The 21,047-nt window shown below is 48.5% G+C and carries 18 protein-coding genes; 6 read left to right on the top strand and 12 right to left on the bottom strand.

Annotated features, from left to right (window positions below):
• Positions 1-93 precede the first annotated feature (93 nt).
• Both B067_RS0115670 and B067_RS0115665 read right to left on the bottom strand, forming a co-directional pair.
• Positions 94-1,251 (bottom strand): DegT/DnrJ/EryC1/StrS family aminotransferase, encoded by a 1,158-nt coding sequence (locus tag B067_RS0115670; RefSeq protein ID WP_019531040.1) that lies wholly within the window; start codon positions 1,249-1,251, stop codon positions 94-96.
• Positions 1,230-2,429: a glycosyltransferase family 2 protein gene (locus B067_RS0115665; protein ID WP_019531039.1), complete on the bottom strand. Its 1,200-nt coding sequence runs from the start codon at positions 2,427-2,429 to the stop codon at positions 1,230-1,232. The genes B067_RS0115670 and B067_RS0115665 overlap by 22 nt, the downstream gene beginning before the upstream one ends.
• A gap of 341 nt (positions 2,430-2,770) precedes the next feature.
• Between B067_RS0115665 and B067_RS0115660 the strand changes: the two genes are divergently transcribed.
• A complete protein-coding gene (locus B067_RS0115660) occupies positions 2,771-3,898 on the top strand; it encodes a glycosyltransferase (RefSeq protein WP_019531038.1) in 1,128 nt (375 codons plus the stop codon).
• Positions 3,899-3,988: 90 nt separating this feature from the next.
• Here B067_RS0115660 and B067_RS22180 read toward each other — a convergent pair whose 3' ends face one another.
• From B067_RS22180 to B067_RS0115620, 8 genes are all read right to left on the bottom strand, one after another.
• Complete coding sequence (locus tag B067_RS22180; protein ID WP_019531037.1) at positions 3,989-4,588, bottom strand: PEP-CTERM sorting domain-containing protein; 600 nt, start codon at positions 4,586-4,588, stop codon at positions 3,989-3,991.
• Between the two features lie 452 nt (positions 4,589-5,040).
• Complete coding sequence (locus tag B067_RS22175) at positions 5,041-5,736, bottom strand: PEP-CTERM sorting domain-containing protein (RefSeq protein ID WP_019531036.1); 696 nt, start codon at positions 5,734-5,736, stop codon at positions 5,041-5,043.
• Positions 5,737-6,172: 436 nt separating this feature from the next.
• Entirely contained in the window at positions 6,173-8,800 is a 2,628-nt protein-coding gene (locus B067_RS0115645) for a tetratricopeptide repeat protein (RefSeq protein WP_019531035.1), read from the bottom strand.
• A gap of 32 nt (positions 8,801-8,832) precedes the next feature.
• Entirely contained in the window at positions 8,833-10,176 is a 1,344-nt protein-coding gene (gene prsR, locus B067_RS0115640) for a PEP-CTERM-box response regulator transcription factor (RefSeq protein WP_019531034.1), read from the bottom strand.
• A gap of 40 nt (positions 10,177-10,216) precedes the next feature.
• On the bottom strand, positions 10,217-12,262 hold the full coding sequence (gene prsK / locus B067_RS0115635) for an XrtA/PEP-CTERM system histidine kinase PrsK (RefSeq protein WP_019531033.1): 2,046 nt from the start codon (positions 12,260-12,262) through the stop codon (positions 10,217-10,219).
• Between the two features lie 114 nt (positions 12,263-12,376).
• Complete coding sequence (locus tag B067_RS0115630) at positions 12,377-14,614, bottom strand: DUF1631 domain-containing protein (RefSeq protein ID WP_169335587.1); 2,238 nt, start codon at positions 14,612-14,614, stop codon at positions 12,377-12,379.
• A gap of 206 nt (positions 14,615-14,820) precedes the next feature.
• Positions 14,821-15,405 (bottom strand): fibronectin type III domain-containing protein, encoded by a 585-nt coding sequence (locus B067_RS0115625; RefSeq protein ID WP_019531031.1) that lies wholly within the window; start codon positions 15,403-15,405, stop codon positions 14,821-14,823.
• A 32-nt stretch (positions 15,406-15,437) separates the two neighbouring features.
• Positions 15,438-16,400: a polyprenyl synthetase family protein gene (locus B067_RS0115620; RefSeq protein WP_019531030.1), complete on the bottom strand. Its 963-nt coding sequence runs from the start codon at positions 16,398-16,400 to the stop codon at positions 15,438-15,440.
• 326 nt (positions 16,401-16,726) lie between these two features.
• Here B067_RS0115620 and rplU point away from each other — a divergent pair, with 326 nt between their 5' ends.
• From rplU to proB, 4 genes are all read left to right on the top strand, one after another.
• The gene (rplU, locus tag B067_RS0115615) at positions 16,727-17,038 is read left to right on the top strand and encodes a 50S ribosomal protein L21 (protein ID WP_019531029.1); all 312 of its coding nucleotides are present in this window, start codon (positions 16,727-16,729) and stop codon (positions 17,036-17,038) included.
• Between the two features lie 20 nt (positions 17,039-17,058).
• Positions 17,059-17,316, top strand: a complete 258-nt coding sequence (rpmA, locus tag B067_RS0115610; protein ID WP_019531028.1) for a 50S ribosomal protein L27 — start codon at positions 17,059-17,061, stop codon at positions 17,314-17,316.
• A 128-nt stretch (positions 17,317-17,444) separates the two neighbouring features.
• On the top strand, positions 17,445-18,641 hold the full coding sequence (gene cgtA, locus B067_RS0115605; RefSeq protein WP_019531027.1) for an Obg family GTPase CgtA: 1,197 nt from the start codon (positions 17,445-17,447) through the stop codon (positions 18,639-18,641).
• Positions 18,642-18,692: 51 nt separating this feature from the next.
• Positions 18,693-19,820: a glutamate 5-kinase gene (gene proB / locus B067_RS0115600; protein WP_019531026.1), complete on the top strand. Its 1,128-nt coding sequence runs from the start codon at positions 18,693-18,695 to the stop codon at positions 19,818-19,820.
• 64 nt (positions 19,821-19,884) lie between these two features.
• Here the strand turns inward: proB and rpsT are convergent, their stop codons facing one another.
• A complete protein-coding gene (gene rpsT, locus B067_RS0115595; RefSeq protein WP_019531025.1) occupies positions 19,885-20,151 on the bottom strand; it encodes a 30S ribosomal protein S20 in 267 nt (88 codons plus the stop codon).
• A 277-nt stretch (positions 20,152-20,428) separates the two neighbouring features.
• On the opposite strand from rpsT, the gene B067_RS0115590 reads away from it, so the two are divergent.
• Positions 20,429-20,752, top strand: coding sequence for a hypothetical protein (locus tag B067_RS0115590; RefSeq protein WP_019531024.1), 324 nt, complete (start codon positions 20,429-20,431; stop codon positions 20,750-20,752).
• Here the strand turns inward: B067_RS0115590 and B067_RS0115585 are convergent.
• The gene (locus B067_RS0115585) at positions 20,749-20,997 is read right to left on the bottom strand and encodes a hypothetical protein (RefSeq protein WP_019531023.1); all 249 of its coding nucleotides are present in this window, start codon (positions 20,995-20,997) and stop codon (positions 20,749-20,751) included. The genes B067_RS0115590 and B067_RS0115585 overlap by 4 nt on opposite strands.
• Positions 20,998-21,047: the final 50 nt, after the last annotated feature.

Genomic DNA, 21,047 nt, shown 5'->3' with positions numbered 1-21,047 from the left:
CTAGTGTATTAAGGCTGGGCCATAAATCTGTCGATTGTATCGGTAGGTATGTATGTTTTCAATTGTTTTACATGCTATTTATTTTTTATGGAATTATTTGACTCTGTGGTTGGTTGGTAGCGTTATTATTTTTTGAGAAAAATTCTCAGCATTTTTTGTTGAATGTAGTTTTGCTCGCTCTTTAATAGATGTGATATTAATTAATGCTGTTTGATACATGGTGCTATAGCCTAGCCCCAGTTTTTTTGATTTTACTATGAGCATTTCCCGGCTGCTTTTTGCATTCACTAAAATAGGATGGCGCAGTAGCTTTGTTGTTCTTTCCTTTAGTTTGTCCGCTAAATCTAGCACATTTTTTTCATTAGTTAATTGATTTTTTTTAGCTACTTGTGTCTGATAGGGTTGCTGATGCATGTGCTGATCGATATTACTGCTTAGCAGTGCGGTTCTTTGGCTATCTAGCTGCGTTATGGTGTGCAGTGGGTGGTAGTGTGTTTCACCTAATTTAATCAGTGGGCAGCGATTAACCCATAAGTAGAGTTGTGGTGTTAGTAGTGCGTTATAGAGTGCGATTTTTACTTTGAGCAGTTTTGGTTTTTGGGACTCTGAAATATGTCGCTCTAGGTTTAGGTTTTTTTCTAGATTGTTGTGCGCGTTGTTTAAAGGCTTACGGATTAAGGCTAGCCCACCACCTAATAGGCTTACGGGTTTACCTCTGCCAAACGATGTAATGGCAAAGTCACCTATAATATTTTTAGGTTCTGCCAATGCGGCATAACACTGCGCATTATCTTCAATGAGGTAGGTGTTATTGGGTAGCAGGGCTTTTATTGCTTTTAATCTATCACTAATCCCTAAAAAGTTAACGGCTACGACGGCAATGGTGTTGCCATTGATGGCGCTCTTTAGCTGCTCTAAATCGTAACCTGGGTCGTCAGCTTGTATATCGACTAGTACGGGCTGTACGTTTGCATAGACAGCGGCGGCAACTAAGTCGGGGCAGCCATAGGCGGGTAATATTACTTGCGGCTTAGCAATTTCGGGGCGTAGTTGTTTGGCTGCGATAATGGTTAGCGCTAATGCTGAGGTGCCGGAATCTACCCAGTAGGCGTCGAAGCCTTTATAAGTAGGAAGTGGCTGGGGCTTGCCTCGCCAAACTATTTTTTCACCTACGGGTGGTAAGTCGCCGTGGCGAATGCCACGGGCTATGCCGCTGCTCAGGCCGCGAATTAACGCGCCGAAGGTTGCCATACGCTCATCCGTTTGCCTGCTAAAAATTGGCAGCTAGCATCAAAAATAGCCATGTTTACCTGTACAAAAAAGTATATGAGTTTTGCTGCGGTATTATTTTTTATGTTGCTGGAATAGTGTGCGCATAAAGCCGTGCCGTAAAACAAGCATTGCAATACTAGGGTTAACGCGAAAAAACTATGCTGGCTGGCTAACATAAAGTTGACGAACAGCAGGCCGATTAAAAACCAAGGCTCTAGCCAGCGCATTAGCTTGTGGCTAAATACTTGAAAGGCAAACAGCCCGTGTTTGAATGGGTTGAGGGCTTGGGGGTTTCTACTTAAGGAGGTTAGGCCACGAATAATGGTGCGGGTTTTTCTTGCGTATTCTTTGCTTGGGTCGCTTAAGTCTTGGTAGTAACCTAGCACATCGGGGGCGGTAATAGCCCTCATGCCTTGGGTTGCGGTGTTTAGCGCGGTGTTAAAGTCGCTGGGGGAGTGTATGTCCCAGGTTTGGCATAGGTCTTTACGTGCCGCAAAAAACGAGCCGCTTAGGCCTACTAGGCCGCCTACTTTTGACTCTAGGCTGCGCAGCCACATTTCATAGCGTACATAGGCGCCTTCGCCAACTACGTCACCTGATTGGCTAATGAATCTATCTTCGCTGGATATTGAGCCTATGGTGGGGTCGCAGAAGTAGTTGCTTAGTTTTTCTATGGCGTCTTCGGGTATTTGGGTGGCTACATCTGAAAATATCAGTACGTCGCCCTGGGCTTGTTTAATGGCACAAAGTTGCGCGTGTTCTTTGCCTAGCCTTTCGGGTGCGCGCACCAGTTTTATACCTTGATCGCTATATTCTTTAACGATGTCGTCGGTGCCGTCATCGGAGCAGTCGGAGGCAATGATGATTTCTAGCTCTGGGCTTTTATTTTGCTCATGGCTGTTGTTTTTTAGTGCGAGGGTGTTGTTGATTTTATTGCGTATACGGCCTACTTCATTATAAGCGGTAATGATTAAGCTCAGTGTTGGTGCTTTGTTTAATAGTGCTGTGTTTGCTGGATCTGTGTTTGTTGATGATGTGTGATTATCAGGTTGTGGTGGGCTGGCTTTGCACCGTGCTAGGCATAGCAATATCACGGGGTAAATAAAATAGCTGTAGAGTGCGCAAAAGGTGAGTAGCCAAAATAATGTTACAAGCATGCTAGGAACCGTTATCCTTATCGTTAGCCTGGTGCTGGCTGTATGAGTTGTTTGATTTTATAATAATTTTTATAATTTTGCTGTTAAGTTTTGGTTTTGTTCATGTACGTGGATGCCGGATCAAGTCCGGCATGACGGGGTTTGTGTTGAGGCCGTAATAAAGCGGCCGGATCACGTTTGGTATGTGTCGAGTCGGTTATGTGTATGCTGGCTCATGTCTGGCATTACGGCGTTAGTTTCGATGCTGTTATATGGATGCCGGATCAAGTCCGGCATGACGGGTTTGGTGGCGGCTGTCAGCGGTGATTCATTGTTATTTAATCATAAGGTTAAGAGTGTAAATGGAAGTTTCTACGTTGTCTTCTACTAATGCCGCCATGCGTATTCTGCATGTTGCTTCTGGCGATTTATGGGCGGGTGCTGAGGTGCAGCTCTTTACGCTTGTTAGCGCGTTGGCGGCTATTGAGGGCAATGCGCTTTTTGTGGTGCTTTTGAATGAGGGTGAGTTAGCGCGGCGTTTGCGTGATATTGCCGTGCCGGTATTGGTTATTGATGAGTCGCACTATGGGCCGAAACAGATATTGGGTCGTTTAAAAGCGCATATGCTTAGCGTAAAGCCGCATGTGGTACACACGCATCGGTTAAAAGAAAATATTATAGGTGCACTGGCCAACACTTATTCGGCGAAGGCTTACTGCGTTAGAACCGTGCATGGTGCCCCAGAGTTTAGTTATAGCTTGATAAGGCAAACACCCAAATGGCTAATAAGTCGGCTGGATAAATGGGTGGGGCGGCACTTGCAGCATAAGGTTATTGCCGTGTCTCAGCCATTAAGTGGCCTGCTTCAAAATATATACCCTGCTAGCCATATAGCTGTGGTGCTGAATGGGGTTGATGTAGATACATTGTCGTCCATTAAGGCTGCAGAACTGGGCCGCGAGGGTGTGAAACATGTAGGTATTGTGGGGCGCTTAGTGCCGGTAAAGCGGGTTGACCTGTTTTTGCAGATGGCTAAAGCTTTGGTTGATCAGGCTAACGATAATTATTGCTTTCATATTATTGGTGATGGGCCTTTGCTGGATGATTTACAGCGGCAAGCGGCTAAGCTGGGTTTGAAAGATGTTACTTTTTATGGCCACCGAGAAGATGCCACTGCCTTGATAAAGGCTATGGATGTGTTGGTGATGTGCTCGGATCATGAAGGCTTGCCCATGACGGCTTTAGAAAGTGTGGCTATAGGCACGCCTATGGTTGCCCATGCGGTAGGGGGTTTAGTGCCATTGTTTGAAACGCTGGATGTGTGCGAGCTTGTGGCCCAGCATAATGCGGAGGGTTATGCGGGTGCGGTTGCGAGAGTGTTGGCGCGTATGGCCAGTGAGCCTATAGCGTTAAGGCTTCCCGGTGAATACACCGCGCAGGGTAATGCTATGGCGATGATGGCTGTTTATAGGGCGGGGGCTTTGGTGTAGGGGGGGCGCAGTAAAGCTGTAAGCGCTGAGGGTTCGAATTTTAGGCATAAAAAAAGCGAGCAATGCTCGCTTTTTTTATTGCAGAAGTAATTACTTCTGTTTGCGACGGCTTAAGCCTAAGCCCACTAAGCCAAGGCCTAGTAGCGCAATAGAGCCGGGCTCTGGAACATATACGTTTACACCAATAACCATATCGTCATGGTTGTCATCTGGGCCATGGCCTGAATCATCAAACAGTAATACGGCATCATAAAATACGCCGCCAAAGGTGTAATCAAGCATGATGGCGAAAGATTGAAATGAGTTATATGGCTGGTTAGCACCATTAGCTATGCCAGCAGTTACGCTGTTAGAGTAAAAGTTAAAGCCCATTAGTTGGTCGGTAGCGCCAGTGGTGCCAACATTCGAAGCAGTAAAGCTGTCACCAACACTGTTACCAATATTGTTTAAGCTGTTGCCGTAGGCGTTAAAGTCATTGTTGTAGGCAGCTTCTTTACCTAGGTAGGTAAACTTAACAGCTGAATACATGTCGTCAAACTTTAGGTTGCCGCCAATGTTGTAAGTGCCGGTAACTAGGTCATTGTTGGCAACAACGGCCATATCAGTGCCGCCGTCAACCATTAGGGCAGCGTTGGCGTTAAAAGATAGTGCTGCAACAAGTGCTACACCAAGTAATTTAATTGACTTCATTGTCTAATCCTTATGTTTTCTGTTTGGTGGCTCAGCGTGAACCATTGTCTTAAATTTGTTGTGATTAGTATAAAGCACGTATGGTGCCATGTTTTGTATCTTATTGTTTTATAGCGGTTTTCTATTATTTCCCCGTGTTATTAAAATGAGGGATGTAAATAATGCCGACAGGTTTAGGGGCGTATGAGGGGTAGCTTGGGCTTTACTTGGCAATAACTACTAGCTGTCGGTAGCGATGAGAGCCCTTGATCCTTTATCTACTAAGTAGTGGCTAGGGACGAGTAATCTATGAGGGTGAGGTTATAAAAGCGTTGTGCTTGAGTAACAGCCTTGAGGCTAGGGGGGCAGGGCAGGGTTTTGTTTTTGTTCTCGTTCTTGCTTAGAAGTAAGTGCTAACTAGAGGCGCATAAAAAAAGGCGAGCACTGCTCGCCTTTTAAGTTGGTTGTAACCCTTATTTTTTGCGGCGGCTCAAGCCTAAGCCTGCTAGGCCTAAGCCTAGTAATGCTAAAGAGCCGGGCTCAGGTACGAAAATACTGCCTCCGTCTATAGATAAGCGAACCACCATGTCATCGTGGTTATCATCAGGGCCTGCACCTGAGTCATCTAAGAATAGAAATACAGATGTGCCACCGAATGCTGTTGAACCATTGACGGTGGTATCCAGCATGTAATTATTATCAAAGCTTACGAAAAAGTTTCTATCGCCTGCGCCAATGGCGTCGTCAGGGTTGGCACCGTTTTTAACTTCATGTGCGTTGCTGTTAATAAAAAAGCTAAAATCTAATAGCCCTGCACTGACGCCAAGAAAGGTTGTAGAGCTTAAAGCATCTTCTGCGCCAAGGCCGGCAGCGGGGCTATCAACAAACGTGTTGCCGCCCGCGCCGGTATGAGTCGCCACATTAGAGCCGCCAAAACTAAAAGAGTTGGTGAACGCTGCTTCTGCACCGAAATACTCAACTTTTATGTTTGAGGTGCCAGTAAGCCAAAGGTTTGCACCATAAAGCCCTTCTACATTGCCGAGAGAAAATTTAGTTAGAAACTCGTTACTTGCACCCATGGGGATAGTGCCGATAGTAAGCGCTGATGCCGCAGAGGACGCAGCAACTGCGCCTGCGATAACAGCATATTTGAATAATTTGTTCTTCATTTTATTGCTCCCAAAATTGTTTTATAAACCAACAGGAAATGACTATTTACAGCTTAAGGGTTGTTGTTTTGCTTCCTTGCCAGTAATGCGGTAACGGCTTGTAGGCTGCTTACTAATTAGCAAATAGCGTGCCGCCAAAAATATTTCTAGATTTTACAATGGGTTGCTTCTGTTGCTGTTTGAGGCTGGGCGGGGGTTGTAAGTTATTTCGACGTGGCATTACCGTTATTTTTACCGATTCTTTTAAGGAGTATCTGTATTTATAACTAGGCTTTATATGGGTTTGAGATATTGATGCTTGCCGCTAGATTTTGACGAAGGCGTTTACATTATTAACGTGCTTAAGGTAGGGGGCAATAACTTATGGCTTGTAGCGCTACCCAGTATGCCGCGGGTTCGGCGTACTGGGTAGTTTATGGCGGGGGGCTAGCGAGGGTTAACGTGTTTGCTGGTAGTGCTCTTGTATCTCTTCGTTGTCGGGCGCTAGCTCGGCGGCTTTTTTGAGTGCAGCCTTACCTTTGGCCTTGTCCCCCATGTGCCACTCTATCCAGCCATAGGTATCTAGCACGGCGGGGCTTGATGGTGCGAGTTTAACGGCAATAGCGCCATGCGTTAAGGCTTTGGGGTTTTTGGTTTCGAAATATAACCACGCCAAGTTGTTTTGTGCTGCTATGTTGTTTGCTTGCACGGCAACCACTTGCTGATAATGGGATATGGCCAGTGGTTTGTTGTCGGCTTGCTGGGCATCACTGGCGGCAACAAAGTGCGGTGTTGGGTTTTGAGGCTGCAGTTTTAGCCATCTTGCTAACCAGACGCTACGTTCATCCGAGTTAGCGGGGCTTAAACCTGTCATGGCGGTAGCTATACGCGGGTCGGGATTGTTGTCCCAGGCGTTGTTTAGCAGAGTAATGGCGGCTTGGTTGTTGTTGTTTTTGGACAGTAAGTTGGCCTCAGCCAGTGTGATGGTGGTGTTATTGGGGAACTGCTGCTTGGCTAGCTCAATTAACTCTTCGGCTTCTTTGTTATTACCTTGCAGGGTCTCAAGGTTGATAAGTTCGGCGGTGAGTGTTTCATTGTTGGGTGTTAGCGCGATGGTTTGCATCAGCTGTTTGCGTGCTTGCGGCCATTGTTTTTGCGACACGGATAATTTGAATTGTTGGTACAGCACTTGGCTGGTAACTTTGCGTTGGTAGTCCGTTTGTTGCTGTAATTTACCGTTTTGCGGTAGTTCCTTGGCGGCTATGTCTAGCTGCTGGTTAGCTAAATAATATTCCGCCAAAACATATTGTGGTGTTTGTGTTTTGTCTTGGAATATTTTTTTGTATTGCTGAATTTTTTTAACGCCTTGTTCAGTTTGTTGTTGTTGCGCCATAGCCGTTAACAGGCCTCTATAACCTATTGGGTTGTTAGGGGCCGCTTCAATGAAGCGTTGAAAATAGCCGCTAGCTAGGTCGCTTTCTTTGCTGCTGAGGGCCAAGCCGCCTAATATGCTGAGGGCCTCTATGTTGTTGGGGGATGCTTTTAGGGCTTGAGTCAGTAGTTTGTTGGCCTGCTGCGGCTGTTCTAGTTTGATGCTGTGCCTGGCTGCAACAATAAGTGATTCGGCATCACGGTTTCTGCTGGCTAATAGTGCATCTATGGCTTGCTGGGCTTCAGCCTTACTGCCTTCTTTTAATAATGCATCACTATAAAGGCTGGTTAACTGAATGTTGTCGGGGTGCTCTTTTAGCATATGCTCTAGTTTGGCTAAGGCAATTTCTACTTTGTTGTTATTAAGGTAGTGGTTAATTAATGTGGCCTGTAGCTCGGCATTGCTGGGGTCTTGCGCAATAAGCTTTTCTAGTAGCACGACACCTTTGTTTTTGCGGGTGTTAGAGTCTAAGGCGGTGATGGCATAAATTTTTTGTAGTTCGATATTGTCGGGGTTACTTTTTAGTGCTTGCTCTAATATATCTAATGCTTCATTAATTTTTTGTAGCTGTAGTTTGGTGGCTACAATAGCTTGAATTAGCTGTGGGTTGGCTGATTCTGCATCTATATTATGGCCAAAAAATGCGTCTGCTTGCTCTGGGTTGCCTTGTTGTAAGTTAATTAAACCCAGGTAAATAGAGGTGGCTTCGTTGTTGGGGTAATTTTCGTTTATTTCGGCGAGTAACAGTGCCGCCTGCTCCAGCTCGTTCTCTTTTAGCAGTTTTAATGCCTGTTGAAATTGTTGGCTGGCTTGGGTTGACTCTGGGTTGGCTTCAGCCAGTAGTTTGGTGTATATCAGCGCTTCTGATGAGCGGCCCTGCTCGGTGAGCACTCTCGCCAGTTGGCTAAGCGTGGCTACACGTATGGGCAGCATAATGTCGGTTTCTGGCAGTTCAATAAGGGCATTGGTTAGCTGCTCTTCAGCTTTTGCTAGATCGTTTTTTTGGTAGGCGAGGTTAGCGGATAGGAATAGGGCCTCTGGGTTGCTGGGGCTATGGCTTAAGGTTTTGTTGTTGCTGTTAAGGGCTGCGGTAAAGTTGCCTTCTTTTAAATACAGCTGTGTCAGTGTATTTTCAGCGTCTGGATTATTGGGGTTTGCTAGTATGACCTTGTTAATAAGCTGGTGGGCAACGTCGCTTTGGTTTTGGCCTGCGGCAATTTTAGCTTCAAGAATGTCGACGGTAACCGGCCATTGGGTGCCTTTGTTTGCTTTGTACTTTGCTAGCGCCTCGCTGGCTGACGTGAACTTTGCTAAATGCGCGTAGGCTTGGGCCATTAATAGAAGGCTGTCGGTTGATAATGGGCCGGGGGCCGCCTCTAGGCTAGAGACTACACCTCTGTAGCTGGCGACTTCATTGAGCGTTTTCGCTAACTGTTCAAAGCCAAGGTTGTTGGCTGGGTCTTTTTTGATGATATTTCTAGCTTCAATGATGGCGGCGCGATACTGGCCTTGTTTTGCGTAGGCTTCACTTCTTTCTAGGTGTGAGGCCACTGTGGCGCTGGTGTCTTCACTGCCGCCGCAGCTCGCTATAGAAAGGCTAATAATAGTTGCCGCAACAATCCGTTTGATTGTTGGTAAATGATATATGTTCATTTTCCCTGCCTTGGATTTATTAATGATCATTGTTATATGTCGTATTTTTTTACCAAATCATACAGCGTGGGGCGGGTGACCCCTAATAGCTTGGCTGCCGCTGAATAGTTGCCATCGGTCATGGAGATAGCGAGTTTAATCGCATTTTTCTCGGCGCTGTAACGCACCTGCCGCAAGTTGATAGAGAAGTTTTCTTGGGTGGTAATGCCTAGGTCATCGGCGGAGACTTGTTTGCTCTCACACATAATAGTAGCGCGTTTAATTTTGTTTTCGAGCTCGCGTATATTGCCAGGCCAATTATAGGCTTCTATTGCTTGCGCGGCATCGGGGGTGAACCCGGTAATATTGCGATGCTGCTCATTGGCAACGCGGACCAGTATGTGCCTGGCTAGGAGTATTTTATCGCCGCTGCGATCGCGCAGTGGCGGCAGGTCTATAACCATTTCGCAGATGCGATAAAATAAGTCTTCGCGGAAGGTGCCTTCGGCTACCATTTCTTCTAGGTTTTTATTGGTGGCGCATATCACCCTAACGTCTACTGGTATTTCTTCGCGGCCGCCTACGCGTTCAATGACGCGCTCTTGTAAAAAGCGCAGTAACTTGGCTTGTAGGCTTAACGGCATGTCACCTATTTCGTCTAAAAATAAGGTGCCGCCATGGGCGGTTTCAACCTTGCCCAAGGTTTTTTTGGCCGCGCCGGTAAAAGAGCCTTTTTCATAGCCAAATAGTTCGCTCTCCATCAAGTTTTCGGGTACTGCGGCGCAGTTGATGGCGACAAAACGAAACTCTTTGCGTGGGCTGGCGTTGTGTATGGCGCGGGAGAAGACTTCTTTGCCGGTGCCACTTTCACCTAGGATGGTGCAGGTAACGGTGGTGGGGGCTATTTTCTCTATAGTTTTGCAGAGTTTTAGCATTTGCGTGTCGGCGGTAATAATGCCCGACAGCGGCGCGCTTTGTGACTCTTGCAGTTTGGCGTTTTCTTGCTCTAGGTCGAAGATGTTGTAGGCGCGGTGAACGATAAGGTCTAGGGTTTTGGTGTCTATCGGTTTTTGGTAAAAGTCGTAGGCGCCTAGGGCTACTGCCCGCACGGCGTTTTCATAGTCGTGGTTGCCGGTGACGACAATGATTTTGGTGCTGGGGGCGAGTTTGGTAATCTCTTGTACGCATTTAAAACCTTCTTCCACGCCCTCGTCGTCAGGGGGTAGGCCTAAGTCTTGTATAACAACCGCGGGTTCGTGCTGGCGCACGGCGGCGATGGCTTCTTGCCGGTCGCCGGCAATCACCACATGAAATTGGTCAAAGTGCCAGCGCAGTTGGCTTTGTATGCCGGTGTCGTCTTCGACTATTAATAAGGTTTTAGGTATGTCTTTGCTCATAGTGCTGGGTCAGCTTTTGGTGCTACTTAATTCATTATTGTTACGCTTTTACGGTGGGTATGCGTACCGTAAATCGCGTGCCGGATCCTTCGGTGCTTTCAACGGCTACCGTGCCACCTATGGACTCTATATAGGTTTTGGTTTGGTATACGCCTATGCCCATGCCTTTGCCTGATTTGGTGGTTGCAAAGGGTTTGAAAAAATAATTGTTAATAAAGTCTTGGCTCATCCCCGAGCCATTATCTTCGACAGTGATGATAGCAAAGTTTTCTTCTGAGACTAAGGTTACATCAATAAAGCCAGTATGGCTTGTGGCATCTTGGGCATTTTTGACGATATGCACCAGTGTCATTAGCAGGCTATCGGGGTCGGCGCTGACTTTTAGGCCGGCGCACTCTCGGTGTATAGAGGGCATGGGCTTTTGTGGCTGACATTTCTTAATCACGTCTACCAAAATGGCATCTAGGTCTACGGTGCGGTATTCGCTGGGTTCATCCTGCTGTAGTTTTCGCAGTAGGGTGTGCATGCGCGTGACGGAGTTATCGATGGTGTTGATGGCATCTTCAATGAAGGCGGGGTTGTCTTTGTGCTTGGCGGCGTTTTCTACCACTAATGCCTGTTGGGCTATGAGATTTTTGAGATCGTGCATCACAAAGGCTGAAAGTTTGTTAAAGGCGTCGAACTGCCTAGATTCTGCCAGTAACTCAGCTGCTTGGTGCCTGTCCAGATAGCTGGCGACTTGTCGCCCCACGGTTTTGAGCAGGTCTAGGTCTTCCCAGGTAATGCCGGTATCAATTTCGGGCTCGGTTAAAATGATAAAGCCTAATAGGTCCTTCTCCGTGAGCAGCGGCACTACCAGCCATAGGTCGGGGATGGCGGCTATCCACTCAGGTAGTAGGGCATTGAGCTCGCTAATCTTACCTTGGTCGGGGGAGCGCGGTGAAAAAACCCATTCGTGTTCTTTTAGGGCGTGACAGAACTCGCTGTCTACCGGCTCGGAAGGGGGTGGTGAGGGCAGTTCTAATTGATAGCTGGCGGCTAGCGTGAAGGTCTTGTCCTGTTGGCGCCATAACCCGCCCTTGGGGCTTTTGAATATGGAGGCCAAGGTTTGCACGGCGGTAAGCTGAAAGTCCTGGTTGTCGGATGGGCGTGATAGCGCGTTGATCAGCTTTAGCCATTCGACCCGGTAATCGTATTTGTGCCGAAAGAAATGTTTGTTAATCCATACATTGAGCCGGGAGCGCAAGGTTTGTGAAATAAATAAGGTGACCGTGCAGATGATGGCAAAGAAGATAATGAGCGTGCGAACAATGCTGCTCCATGTGCCACCGTAGAGTTGTAGGTAATAGCCGCCCGTGGCCATGATGGCGAGAAATGCACCGGAAACCGTCATGCTGGTGGTGTAAAAAGCCGCGGGCCTAGAGATGGCAATGCGGGTAGTGGTGCTGGGCGTGCTGAGTGTGAGCGCGCCTATAGTCATTAGCAGCGCCGAGCAGCCATTGATAGCGCCACGTGCCTGCCATAATTGCACGTCGATGACATTGAAGATGAGGCTATAGGCAAACAAAAAGATGTCGTAGGCAAAGATGCTACCTAGTACCAAGCTATAGAGTTTAATAATGCGCAGTGAGCTGCCGTTTTTGTATAGCTGCTCTACGGAGATGAGGCAGACTATGGAGAGCAGCAGGTTGACCCAAATAAAGATACTACTGTCGTTTAGCGTGCTGGCACTAAAGAGGTTGAGCAGTAATATGAAGGTGAGCGCTACGACCCATAAACTATGTATGGCGTAAAAAAACTTCTTAGGCAGCTCTTGGCCGGTGGCGAACTTAAGCGCTGCCAGTATGGCGGTGATCCAGGCGGCATACCGGCAAATTTCTATAATCAACATGTCGCCCAGAGAGAGGGCGCTGTGGTTGTAGTGGGTGGCGATTAATAATAGCCAGACGGTAGAGACTAGTGCGGCCGTGACAAAGGTAAAGTGAGTTGCTTTACGCTGCCATAGCCAGGTAAGTGTCAGGGTAAATAAGGCAAACAGTACGCCGCCGCCCATATAACTGAAATAGGTGATTTGATTGGCATCCATGAATCGCGAGAGTCTCTGTTATTACTATTATAAATATTTATTATTAATATAAATGGCTGCGGGCGCTAGGCCCGCAGCCATGTTAAACGATGCCGGACATGGCTGCTGTAGTTTCTATGAGGTGGGCTGCTGTGTGGGCTGGCCTAGCTGACGCAAGTTGTCGGAAATAGTGCTAAACGCCCTATCAAACAAGGGGGTGGCCTCTAAGCCTTTGGCATGTTTTTGTTGTAGGTCGTAGGCGAACTCTTTGCGGGTTTTCTCTAAAACATTAAAGCCAAAGCGGTTAACAAAAATATAGCTGTCGTTGGCCTCTATGCGCGCCGATAATTTGCAGCGTAGATGTTTTTGCTCATGGGTGACTTGATAGTCAAACCAGGTGTTGAGGGCAATAGACTCTGCTTGTTTAATAAACTCATAGGTCAGTGCTTGATGTTGCGCTTTTTGCCGCTCTAGGGCGGTCATTTCTTTCCAGTTTTTGCTGCCGCTACCGGGGGTGTGACCCAGCTCCTGTGCTTGCGCAGGGCTGATGGGGCGTATGCTAAGTTCGGCTTTGTTGATTTGCAATTGCTGAATGGTTTGGTGAATTTGTTGGCACAGCTGCAATCTCTCATTATCGTTGGTAATTATGTGCAGCAGGCCTTTTTCTATACGCGCCATTAGTGCCGGCTTGATTTTTTCAAGCCGGGCAACAGATTTGGCATCTTGCTGAGCCTGACAGGCCCATAGCAGGTCGTGTATTAATTGCGCGGCATCCAGCCATTCGGGGCTGTCTTTACCGTGTTTGATAAAGGTGGACACCATAAAGGCTTGCCAGTACTCGATAATAAACTGGCTTATTTCAATAGGCAGGGCAGCTTTTTTCAGTAAGTCTAAAATCGTTTTTTGGGTAAGCACCTTCGCTGAATGGGTGATTGCTTTGCCCTGTGCGGCCTGTTTGGAGCGTTTTTCAATTAAGGCCTGACGGTGCTCGTATTGTTTAACGGCTTCGTTTAGGTCTACTAGCTTGTGCGCGAATATGCTTTCGTCTTGGCCGTAGTTTTCAATAATGTCTTGGATGATTTGAGCGACCAACAGATAGAATTTATCTTTTTCGGGGTGCTCTGCCTCCCAGCCCAAGGCGGTGGCGGCTACGGTGTTAATTAATTTTCTTGCCGGGTGGCCGCCATTTTGAAAAAAGCTGCGATCTTTTAACGCTACTTTTAATACCGGAATTTGCAGGCGGCTAATGAGCGCTTGAAAAGCGGCGGGNAGGTTTTGATCATCAAGGATGAAGTCAAAAAACATGGCGACTAGGTTGATGGTGTCTTCGTCGGTTTGGTGAACCGATTGTGGGGCGCCGGGGTTGGACTTGGATAAAATCAAGTCTACAAACATATGTAAGCTGTTAGCGGCGTCTTCGACGCTAAGGGCTTGCCGAGTTTGTTCTATCTGAATGTTGGATAGTGCCGCTAGCAACTCGTTGTTGCTCATCTGAGGCCCAGGGTTGGCCGTGTACTGGCTGTAGTTGGGGGCTTGGATGGCGCCTAGCTGGCGTATGCCTGCCAGTAGGTTGCTGAGTTCGGCGAACTGGATGCCGGTGGTTGCTGCGGTGGCGCTAGGAGTTTCTGGGGCGCTGGTATCGCTGGCGGCGCTGTGGGTATCAGCTTGCTCGGGGTTGGAGGCTTTGGCGATAGTGTGGCTGATTTTGGGAATTACCCCTTCATTAATCAGCAGGTCGTTAGCGGTGGCGTAGACTTTGCCTAGCTGGCCTATAACTAACCTATCAAACTGTTTGTAAATAATGATTTTGGCTTTGATATGTATATCAAAGAGTTCGCAGACGTCGGCAAAGCTATTGCAGAGTTGTTGCGGGTCGAGTGGGTTGTTGTCGCTGTCTATGCTGCGATGGCCAATTAAGTAGTCTAGACGCACTTGCAAGTGGTACAGGGCTTCCTGGTTGTTGCCACGCGCTTTGCTAACCATGCTGTTAATGGCTACGTCGCGCTCGATATCATCGTCTTGTACTAGGCTGAGGCTGTCGGGGGTGGCGTCTCTGGTCAGTTCGGGCTTGGGGCTGCTTAGCTGATGTAATGCGTCAAAGTTGTCGTCTAGCTGGCGGCTGAAACTGCTTAGTGCGCCAGCTTTTTTGATGCGTAATTCACGCATGGATTCAAAGTAGAGGTTTTGCTCGGTATTGCTGGTGGCGCGACTGGAAAGGTCAAAAAATAAATCGTCGCAGCTGTTGAACAGATTTTCTAAGCAGTGCATTAATATGGATTTGGCACTGTCTTTTACCAGGCTAACAGGGGCTGGTGAGTGGGCTTTAGGGCTGTTGGAACCGGTAAGCCGAATGTGATCGTTTTTGTTTTTCATAAACATTTCAATTACTTAACTGCTGTGTTGAGCTGTTGGTTATTACGCGTGTACAACAGGGCCTGCAATAAACATGCCGCTTAAGGCGAGGGGTGAGTGCTAACAGTAAGCTCCTGTATTTTAAGTGTTTTTAGCCTATATGTGGGCTGGTGGCAAGTGTTGTTGTTATATATGTGTAAATTTATTCGACGAAATGTGTCCGCTGCTTAGTCAATTGCGGCTGATACCGGAGTTGATAGTGGGCTGTAAATCATGGCGGTGTCATAGGTTGAGATAGCAAAGTAATACTTGCCTGCAGGGAGCTCGGGAGTGGTGTAGGCGGTGGTGTTGCGGTTGCTGATATTGACCATCTCGCCCTCGTTAATGGGGGTGCCATCGAGGTAGTAATAAATTTCATAGCCACCTATGTCGGTGAGCGCTAAGGCGCTACCGTCGGCGCGGGTGCTGGGCGGTGTCCAAGTGAGCGTAATGGTGCCTGTGTTGGGGGAGGGTGTGGGCTCTGGCGTTGAGGGTGCAGATTGGTCGACTTCTTGGCTGGTGCTTGATGAGTTGCTGCTATTGGCCGGGCTGCTGTTAGCGGGCTCATCGCTGCCGCCACCACCGCCGCCACCGCAGGCAATCAAGAGAGTGGAAAGTAGGCTTAGGGTGAGTAGTTTACGCATGGTAACGGCCTTGGTGTGGTAAGCGTGGTGTTGCGCTTGTTGGTTAGCAGTGTTGGAAGTGTAGATAGTGGTAGGGGCTTTTGGCAACCACGGTGTGGGCTGCACTGCTAAAGTTGTGATGCTAGTCACCGTGCTGTTGGGCGCAATGCGCGCAAAAGGTTTTAACTCTGACGATTTACTGAGAGTTCGGCTAAGCGTAATAGCGTCTCTTTATATGGGGAGTCGGCAAAGCTGCTAATGGCGGCTGTGGCTAGCTGCTGATGTTTAATGGCTAGTTGCTTGGTGTAGTCTAGGGCTTTGGTCTGTTGTATGGCGCTGAAGATGGCGTCTATATCGGCATTGTTTTTTTCTTTAATGGCGCTGCTGACTAGTGCTTGCTGCGCCTTGCTGCCGTGCTTCATAACGTGGATTAAGGGCAGGGTGGGCTTGCCCTCGGCTAGGTCGTCGCCTACGTTTTTGCCCATGGTAGCGGGATCGCCCTCATAGTCTAAAGCATCATCGATAAGCTGGAAGGCGATGCCTAGGTTAAGGCCGTAGTCGTAAAGCTTGTCGATGCTGTTTTCGTCCAACCCTGCTAGTTCGCCACTGCCGGCGCAGGCGGCGGCAAAGAGTACTGCTGTTTTGCTTTTGATAACGTCAAAATAGTCGGCTTCTGAGGTGCTGGGGTCTCCTGCCTTAGTGAGCTGTAAAACCTCGCCTTCGGCGATGATGTTGGTGGTGTTGGCCATCAGCTCCATGACTTTTTGTTTGCCTAGGCTAACCAGCAATTGAAAGGCGCGGGTGTAGAGAAAGTCGCCTACCAGTACGCTGGGGGCATTGCCCCATTCGGCGTTAGCGGTGGGGCGGCCGCGACGCAAGGATGAGATGTCGACGACGTCGTCGTGCAGCAGGGTGGCGGTATGAATGAATTCTATAGAGGCTGCGAAGGCGATATGCTGATCGTTGATTTTGCCATTAAGGCCGCCGCACAGTAGGGCCAGCAGGGGGCGCAAACGTTTGCCGCCGGCATCGACTATATAGTGGCCTATGCTGCCAACTAGGGGGATGCGAGAGTGCAGGTGGTCAATAATAAGCTGATTGACGGCTTCAAATTCGGTGGCGACGATATCGCGAGCTTGCTGCATGTGCTTAATTCTATGTGGTTTATTTTGCTGTAGTGGAACGCGGCATGCTATGGGGGGTGGGGGGATCTGTCAAGGTGGCGGCGCAGTTGTGCTACGGCTTGGCGCTAGGTGAATAGCTAAAAGTAACGATAGCGGTTAAAATTGCGCCCTAGGTTTGCAAAGGACTTGTTCTTGATGGATAACTGCCGTAGAATCCGCCCTCCGAAAAACCGAACCGGCTTTATGTTCTTAATGAAGAGCAAATAGCTGAGGTTGCCTGGACTTGTCCCAGCATTTGCTGGCTGTAAGACCCTTTTTTGCAAGCAGGCTACACACTGGAGTTAAACATGTACGCAGTTATTGAGAGCGGCGGTAAGCAACATCGCGTCGTTGAGGGTGAGACCCTTAAGCTAGAAAAGATTGAAGTCGCTACTGGCGAAACTATCACTTTTGATAATGTTTTGATGGTCGGTGAAGGCGAGAGCGTTAAGATTGGCGCACCTTACGTTGCGGGTAGCAAGGTAACGGCTGAGATTATTGAGCAAGGTCGTCACAAGAAAGTAAAAATCATGAAGTTTCGTCGTCGTAAACACTCGATGAAGCAAGCCGGCCACCGTCAGTGGTACACCGAAGTTAAAATCACTGGTATCAGTGCTTAACAGATTTTAGGAGATAAGTAATGGCTCATAAGAAAGCAGGCGGTAGTACTAATAACGGTCGCGATTCCCAGAGTAAGCGTTTAGGTGTTAAACGTTACGGCGGCCAAGAAGTATTAGCGGGCAATATCATTGTTCGTCAACGCGGCACTAAGTTTCACGCCGGCGTTAATGTAGGTTTGGGTACCGACCATACCTTGTTTGCCAAGGCAAGCGGCGTGGTTAAGTTCGAAACTAAAGGTCCTAAAAACCGTAAGTTTGTTAGCATTGTAACTGCATAAGTTCACGGTGTTATTAAGAGAAAGCCTCGTCTACTATAGACGGGGCTTTTTTGTTTCTGGCTATTTTTAGCTATTGTATACCTAAGAGTTTATTAGCTTGCGTGGCAAGTGATTAACGGGAGAAAACTATGAAGTTTGTCGATGAAGCTGCTATCAAGGTCCAAGCGGGGCGTGGTGGTAACGGCTGCTTGAGTTTTCGCCGTGAAAAATATATTGCTAAGGGTGGCCCTGATGGGGGTGACGGCGGCGATGGCGGCAGTGTTTTTTTAGAGGCCGATTTTGCTGTTAATACCATGGTGGATTACCGTTATCAGCGTAACTATCAGGCTGATGGCGGCACATCGGGCTCGGGCCGCGACTGTACCGGCAAGGGCGGTGATGATTTGATATTGAGGGTGCCGGTAGGTACGACCATTATCGATGAGGATACTCATGAGGTGTTGGGCGACTTGCGTGAGCATGGTGAGCGGCTAAAAGTTGCTCAGGGTGGTTGGCATGGTTTGGGTAATACCCGTTTTAAATCCAGCACCAATCGCGCTCCTAGGCAAACATCGCCGGGCAGTGAGGGCGAGTGTAGAAACCTACGCCTAGAGCTAAAAGTGCTGGCCGATGTCGGTTTGTTGGGCTTGCCCAATGCCGGTAAATCGACCTTTATTCGTGCAGTATCCTCGGCTAAGCCGAAAGTGGCGGGCTATCCGTTCACTACCATGGTGCCCAACTTGGGTGTGGTTAAAGTGCAGGCGCACCGCAGTTTTGTGGTGGCAGATATACCTGGTCTTATTGAGGGTGCATCTGAAGGCGCTGGCTTGGGGGTGCGCTTTTTAAAGCATCTAACCCGTACCCGCCTGTTGTTGCATATTGTTGATGTGGCGCCATTTGATCAATCTTCGCCGGCAGATAATGCTAGGGCCATTGTTAAAGAGTTAGAGCGATTTAGCCCTACCCTGCATCAGCGTGAACGCTGGTTGGTGTTGAATAAAATTGATTTGCTGCCTAAAGATGAGCGCAAGCAGCGCTGCCAAGAGATAGTCGATGACCTGGGCTGGACGGGCCCGGTATTTGCCATTGCAGCTATCAACAAAGAGGGCGTGGAGCCTATTTGCGGCCAGATAATGACCTATATAGAAGAGCGCAATCTCTTAGAGCGAGAAGACGAGTCTATACTGCTCGAAGAGCAGGCTATACAAGAGCGTATGCAAAGCGAGTCCCGTGAGCGTATACAAGAGTTAGCTGAGGCTAGGCGTTTGGCACGTTTGGCGGCGGCCGATGACGATGATGATTTTGATGACGACGATTATGATGTTGAAGTGCAATACGAGCGCTAGCATGATCGTCGTGCGCAAGCACGGTTAACAATAAAATTAATGACGAAAGACATGAACGTGGATAAACCAAGCTTATCGAAAACCAAGCGCTGGGTGGTTAAAATCGGCAGCGCTTTATTAACTGCGGGTGGTAAAGGCCTAGATGTAGAGGCTATCGCTGGCTGGACTGCGCAAATGGCCTGGTTGCGCCAGCAGGGCATAGAGCTAGTGCTGGTGTCCTCAGGGGCTGTAGCTGAGGGCATGACTCGGTTGGGTTGGTCACAGCGCCCTAGCTCTTTACACGACCTGCAGGCCGCCGCTGCGGTGGGGCAGATGGGTTTGGTGCAAGCCTATGAAACCTGCTTTAAGCAATACGGCCTACATACCGCGCAAATATTGCTGGGGCATGATGATATCTCTGCTCGCGATCGCTATCTCAATGCCCGCGGTACTATCTCGCGCCTGTTAGAGTTGGGTGTGGTGCCGGTGGTGAATGAAAACGATACCGTGGTGACTGACGAGATACGCTTTGGCGACAACGATACCTTGGGTGCACTAGTGGCCAATTTGATCGATGCGGATTTGCTGGTGATCTTAACCGACCAGCAGGGCTTGTTTGCCAGTGACCCGCGCGCCAATCCCGATGCTGAGCTTATACGCCTTGCTCGCGCCAACGATGTTTCGTTAGATGCTATGGCTAGCGGAGGCTCTGGCGCCTTAGGTCGCGGTGGCATGCTGACTAAGGTGCGTGCGGCTAGGTTGGCGGCGAGATCCGGTGCTCATACCGTGATTGCGGGCGGCGCTTTAAAAAATGTGTTGGTGGGTTTGCTTAAGGATGAGGTGCAGGGCACCTTGCTGGTGGCCGAGCAGGCGCCTTTAGCGGCGCGTAAGCAGTGGTTGGCAGGGCAGTCGCAGGTTTGCGGTAGTCTGCAGCTGGATGATGGTGCGGTGGCTGTGCTGAAGCGCTCAGGCAAAAGTCTATTGCCTGTGGGTGTGACCGAGGTAAGTGGTACTTTTGAAAGAGGTGATTTTGTGGTTTGTACCGATGCCCGGGGCAGCATAGTGGCCAGAGGGATAGTTAATTACAGCATTGCTGACGCGCAAAAAATTATCGGCAAGGGTAGTGGTGCTATACAGGAGCTGCTGGGTTATCAGGGTGATGTGGAGCTAATCCATAGGGATAATATGGTCTTGGTGTAGCGATGTAGAATCGCCATGCATAAAAAAACCGGCCGAGGCCGGTTTTTTTATGCTGAAAGCAAAGTTAAGCAGCTAGAGCTTTAACTTTATCGTTCAGACGGCTTTTATGACGTGCAGCCTTATTCTTATGAATAATGCCTTTGTCAGCCATACGATCAATAACAGGAACCGCAGCTACATAAGCTGTTTGCGCTTCTTCGGCGTTGCCACCATCGATAGCTGCAAGCACTTTCTTGATAGATGTGCGTACCATGGAGCGCAGGCTGGCATTGTGTTGACGACGCTTTTCGGCCTGACGAGCGCGTTTTTTTGCTTGTGGAGAATTTGCCACCTTGTAACTCCTTGAAAAAATAGGGGGTCAAAAATAAGAGGCGAGATTATTCCTTGTTGCCGGTTGGATGTCAAGCCGCGAGGGTAGCTAATTGTAGGGCTGTGCAGCGAAGGTGCTGTGGGGGCTGATAAGAGGGGAAATTAAGCCGGGATAATTGATAACTTAGAATTATTGGTTATTATAAGTACAGCTATACATAACTATATAGTTGCTTGGAGGGGCGTTACATGAGGTTCGCTCGCTCAACGTTGCGGCTAATTAAAAAGAAGGGTTTGTTATGCTGCAAAAACTCATGATTATTTTATTGGCTTCTTTATTAGCGACGCCCGCTTGGGCGGCGTGTAGAGAGGCACAAATACCCTACCTGCCTAACCCTGACATGGCTGACATGGGTGAGATGCTGGAGGCGCAAGCGGCTGTTAAAAGCTATATACAGCGCCAGCAGCTGTTTCTGGATTGTCGTCGCGATAGCCTGCGTCATAACCGAGCGGTAGACCGCATGCACGAAATAGCGAAGGAGTTTAATAAAATCACCCGTCGTTTTAAGGCTAAGCGGCAATCTGAGGATATGTTTACGGAGTTGGCTCTGATTAGTTATTAGCGTTGCTTGCGCTGCTTGTCTGGGTTGCGGGTTGGTTTGGTTTTTGGTTGGCAGAGAGGGGTCGGGTTGAGGTTGCTGTGGCTAGCTGCGTAGGTGGGCGCTTCACTGTTTGCGGCTTGCTGGGGCTTGGTTTTACGGCGATGAAGCTCTAGGCCAAAACTGTTGTTGAAGGCGTCGGGGTTGGATTTGTGAAAGCTGGGCTTGGCGTGCGTCCACATCTTGGTGGGGGAGCTGGTATTGATCATGGCTTTGCCGCTGCTAGTTGTGATGGTTTGTATAGCTTAGCAGCTTATTG

This window comes from Dasania marina DSM 21967 (genome assembly GCF_000373485.1).
GTDB classification, from domain to species: Bacteria; Pseudomonadota; Gammaproteobacteria; order Pseudomonadales; family Dasaniaceae; genus Dasania; species Dasania marina.
Note: the sequence above shows the minus strand (reverse complement) of the source record. Positions and strands in the feature narration are given on the sequence as shown.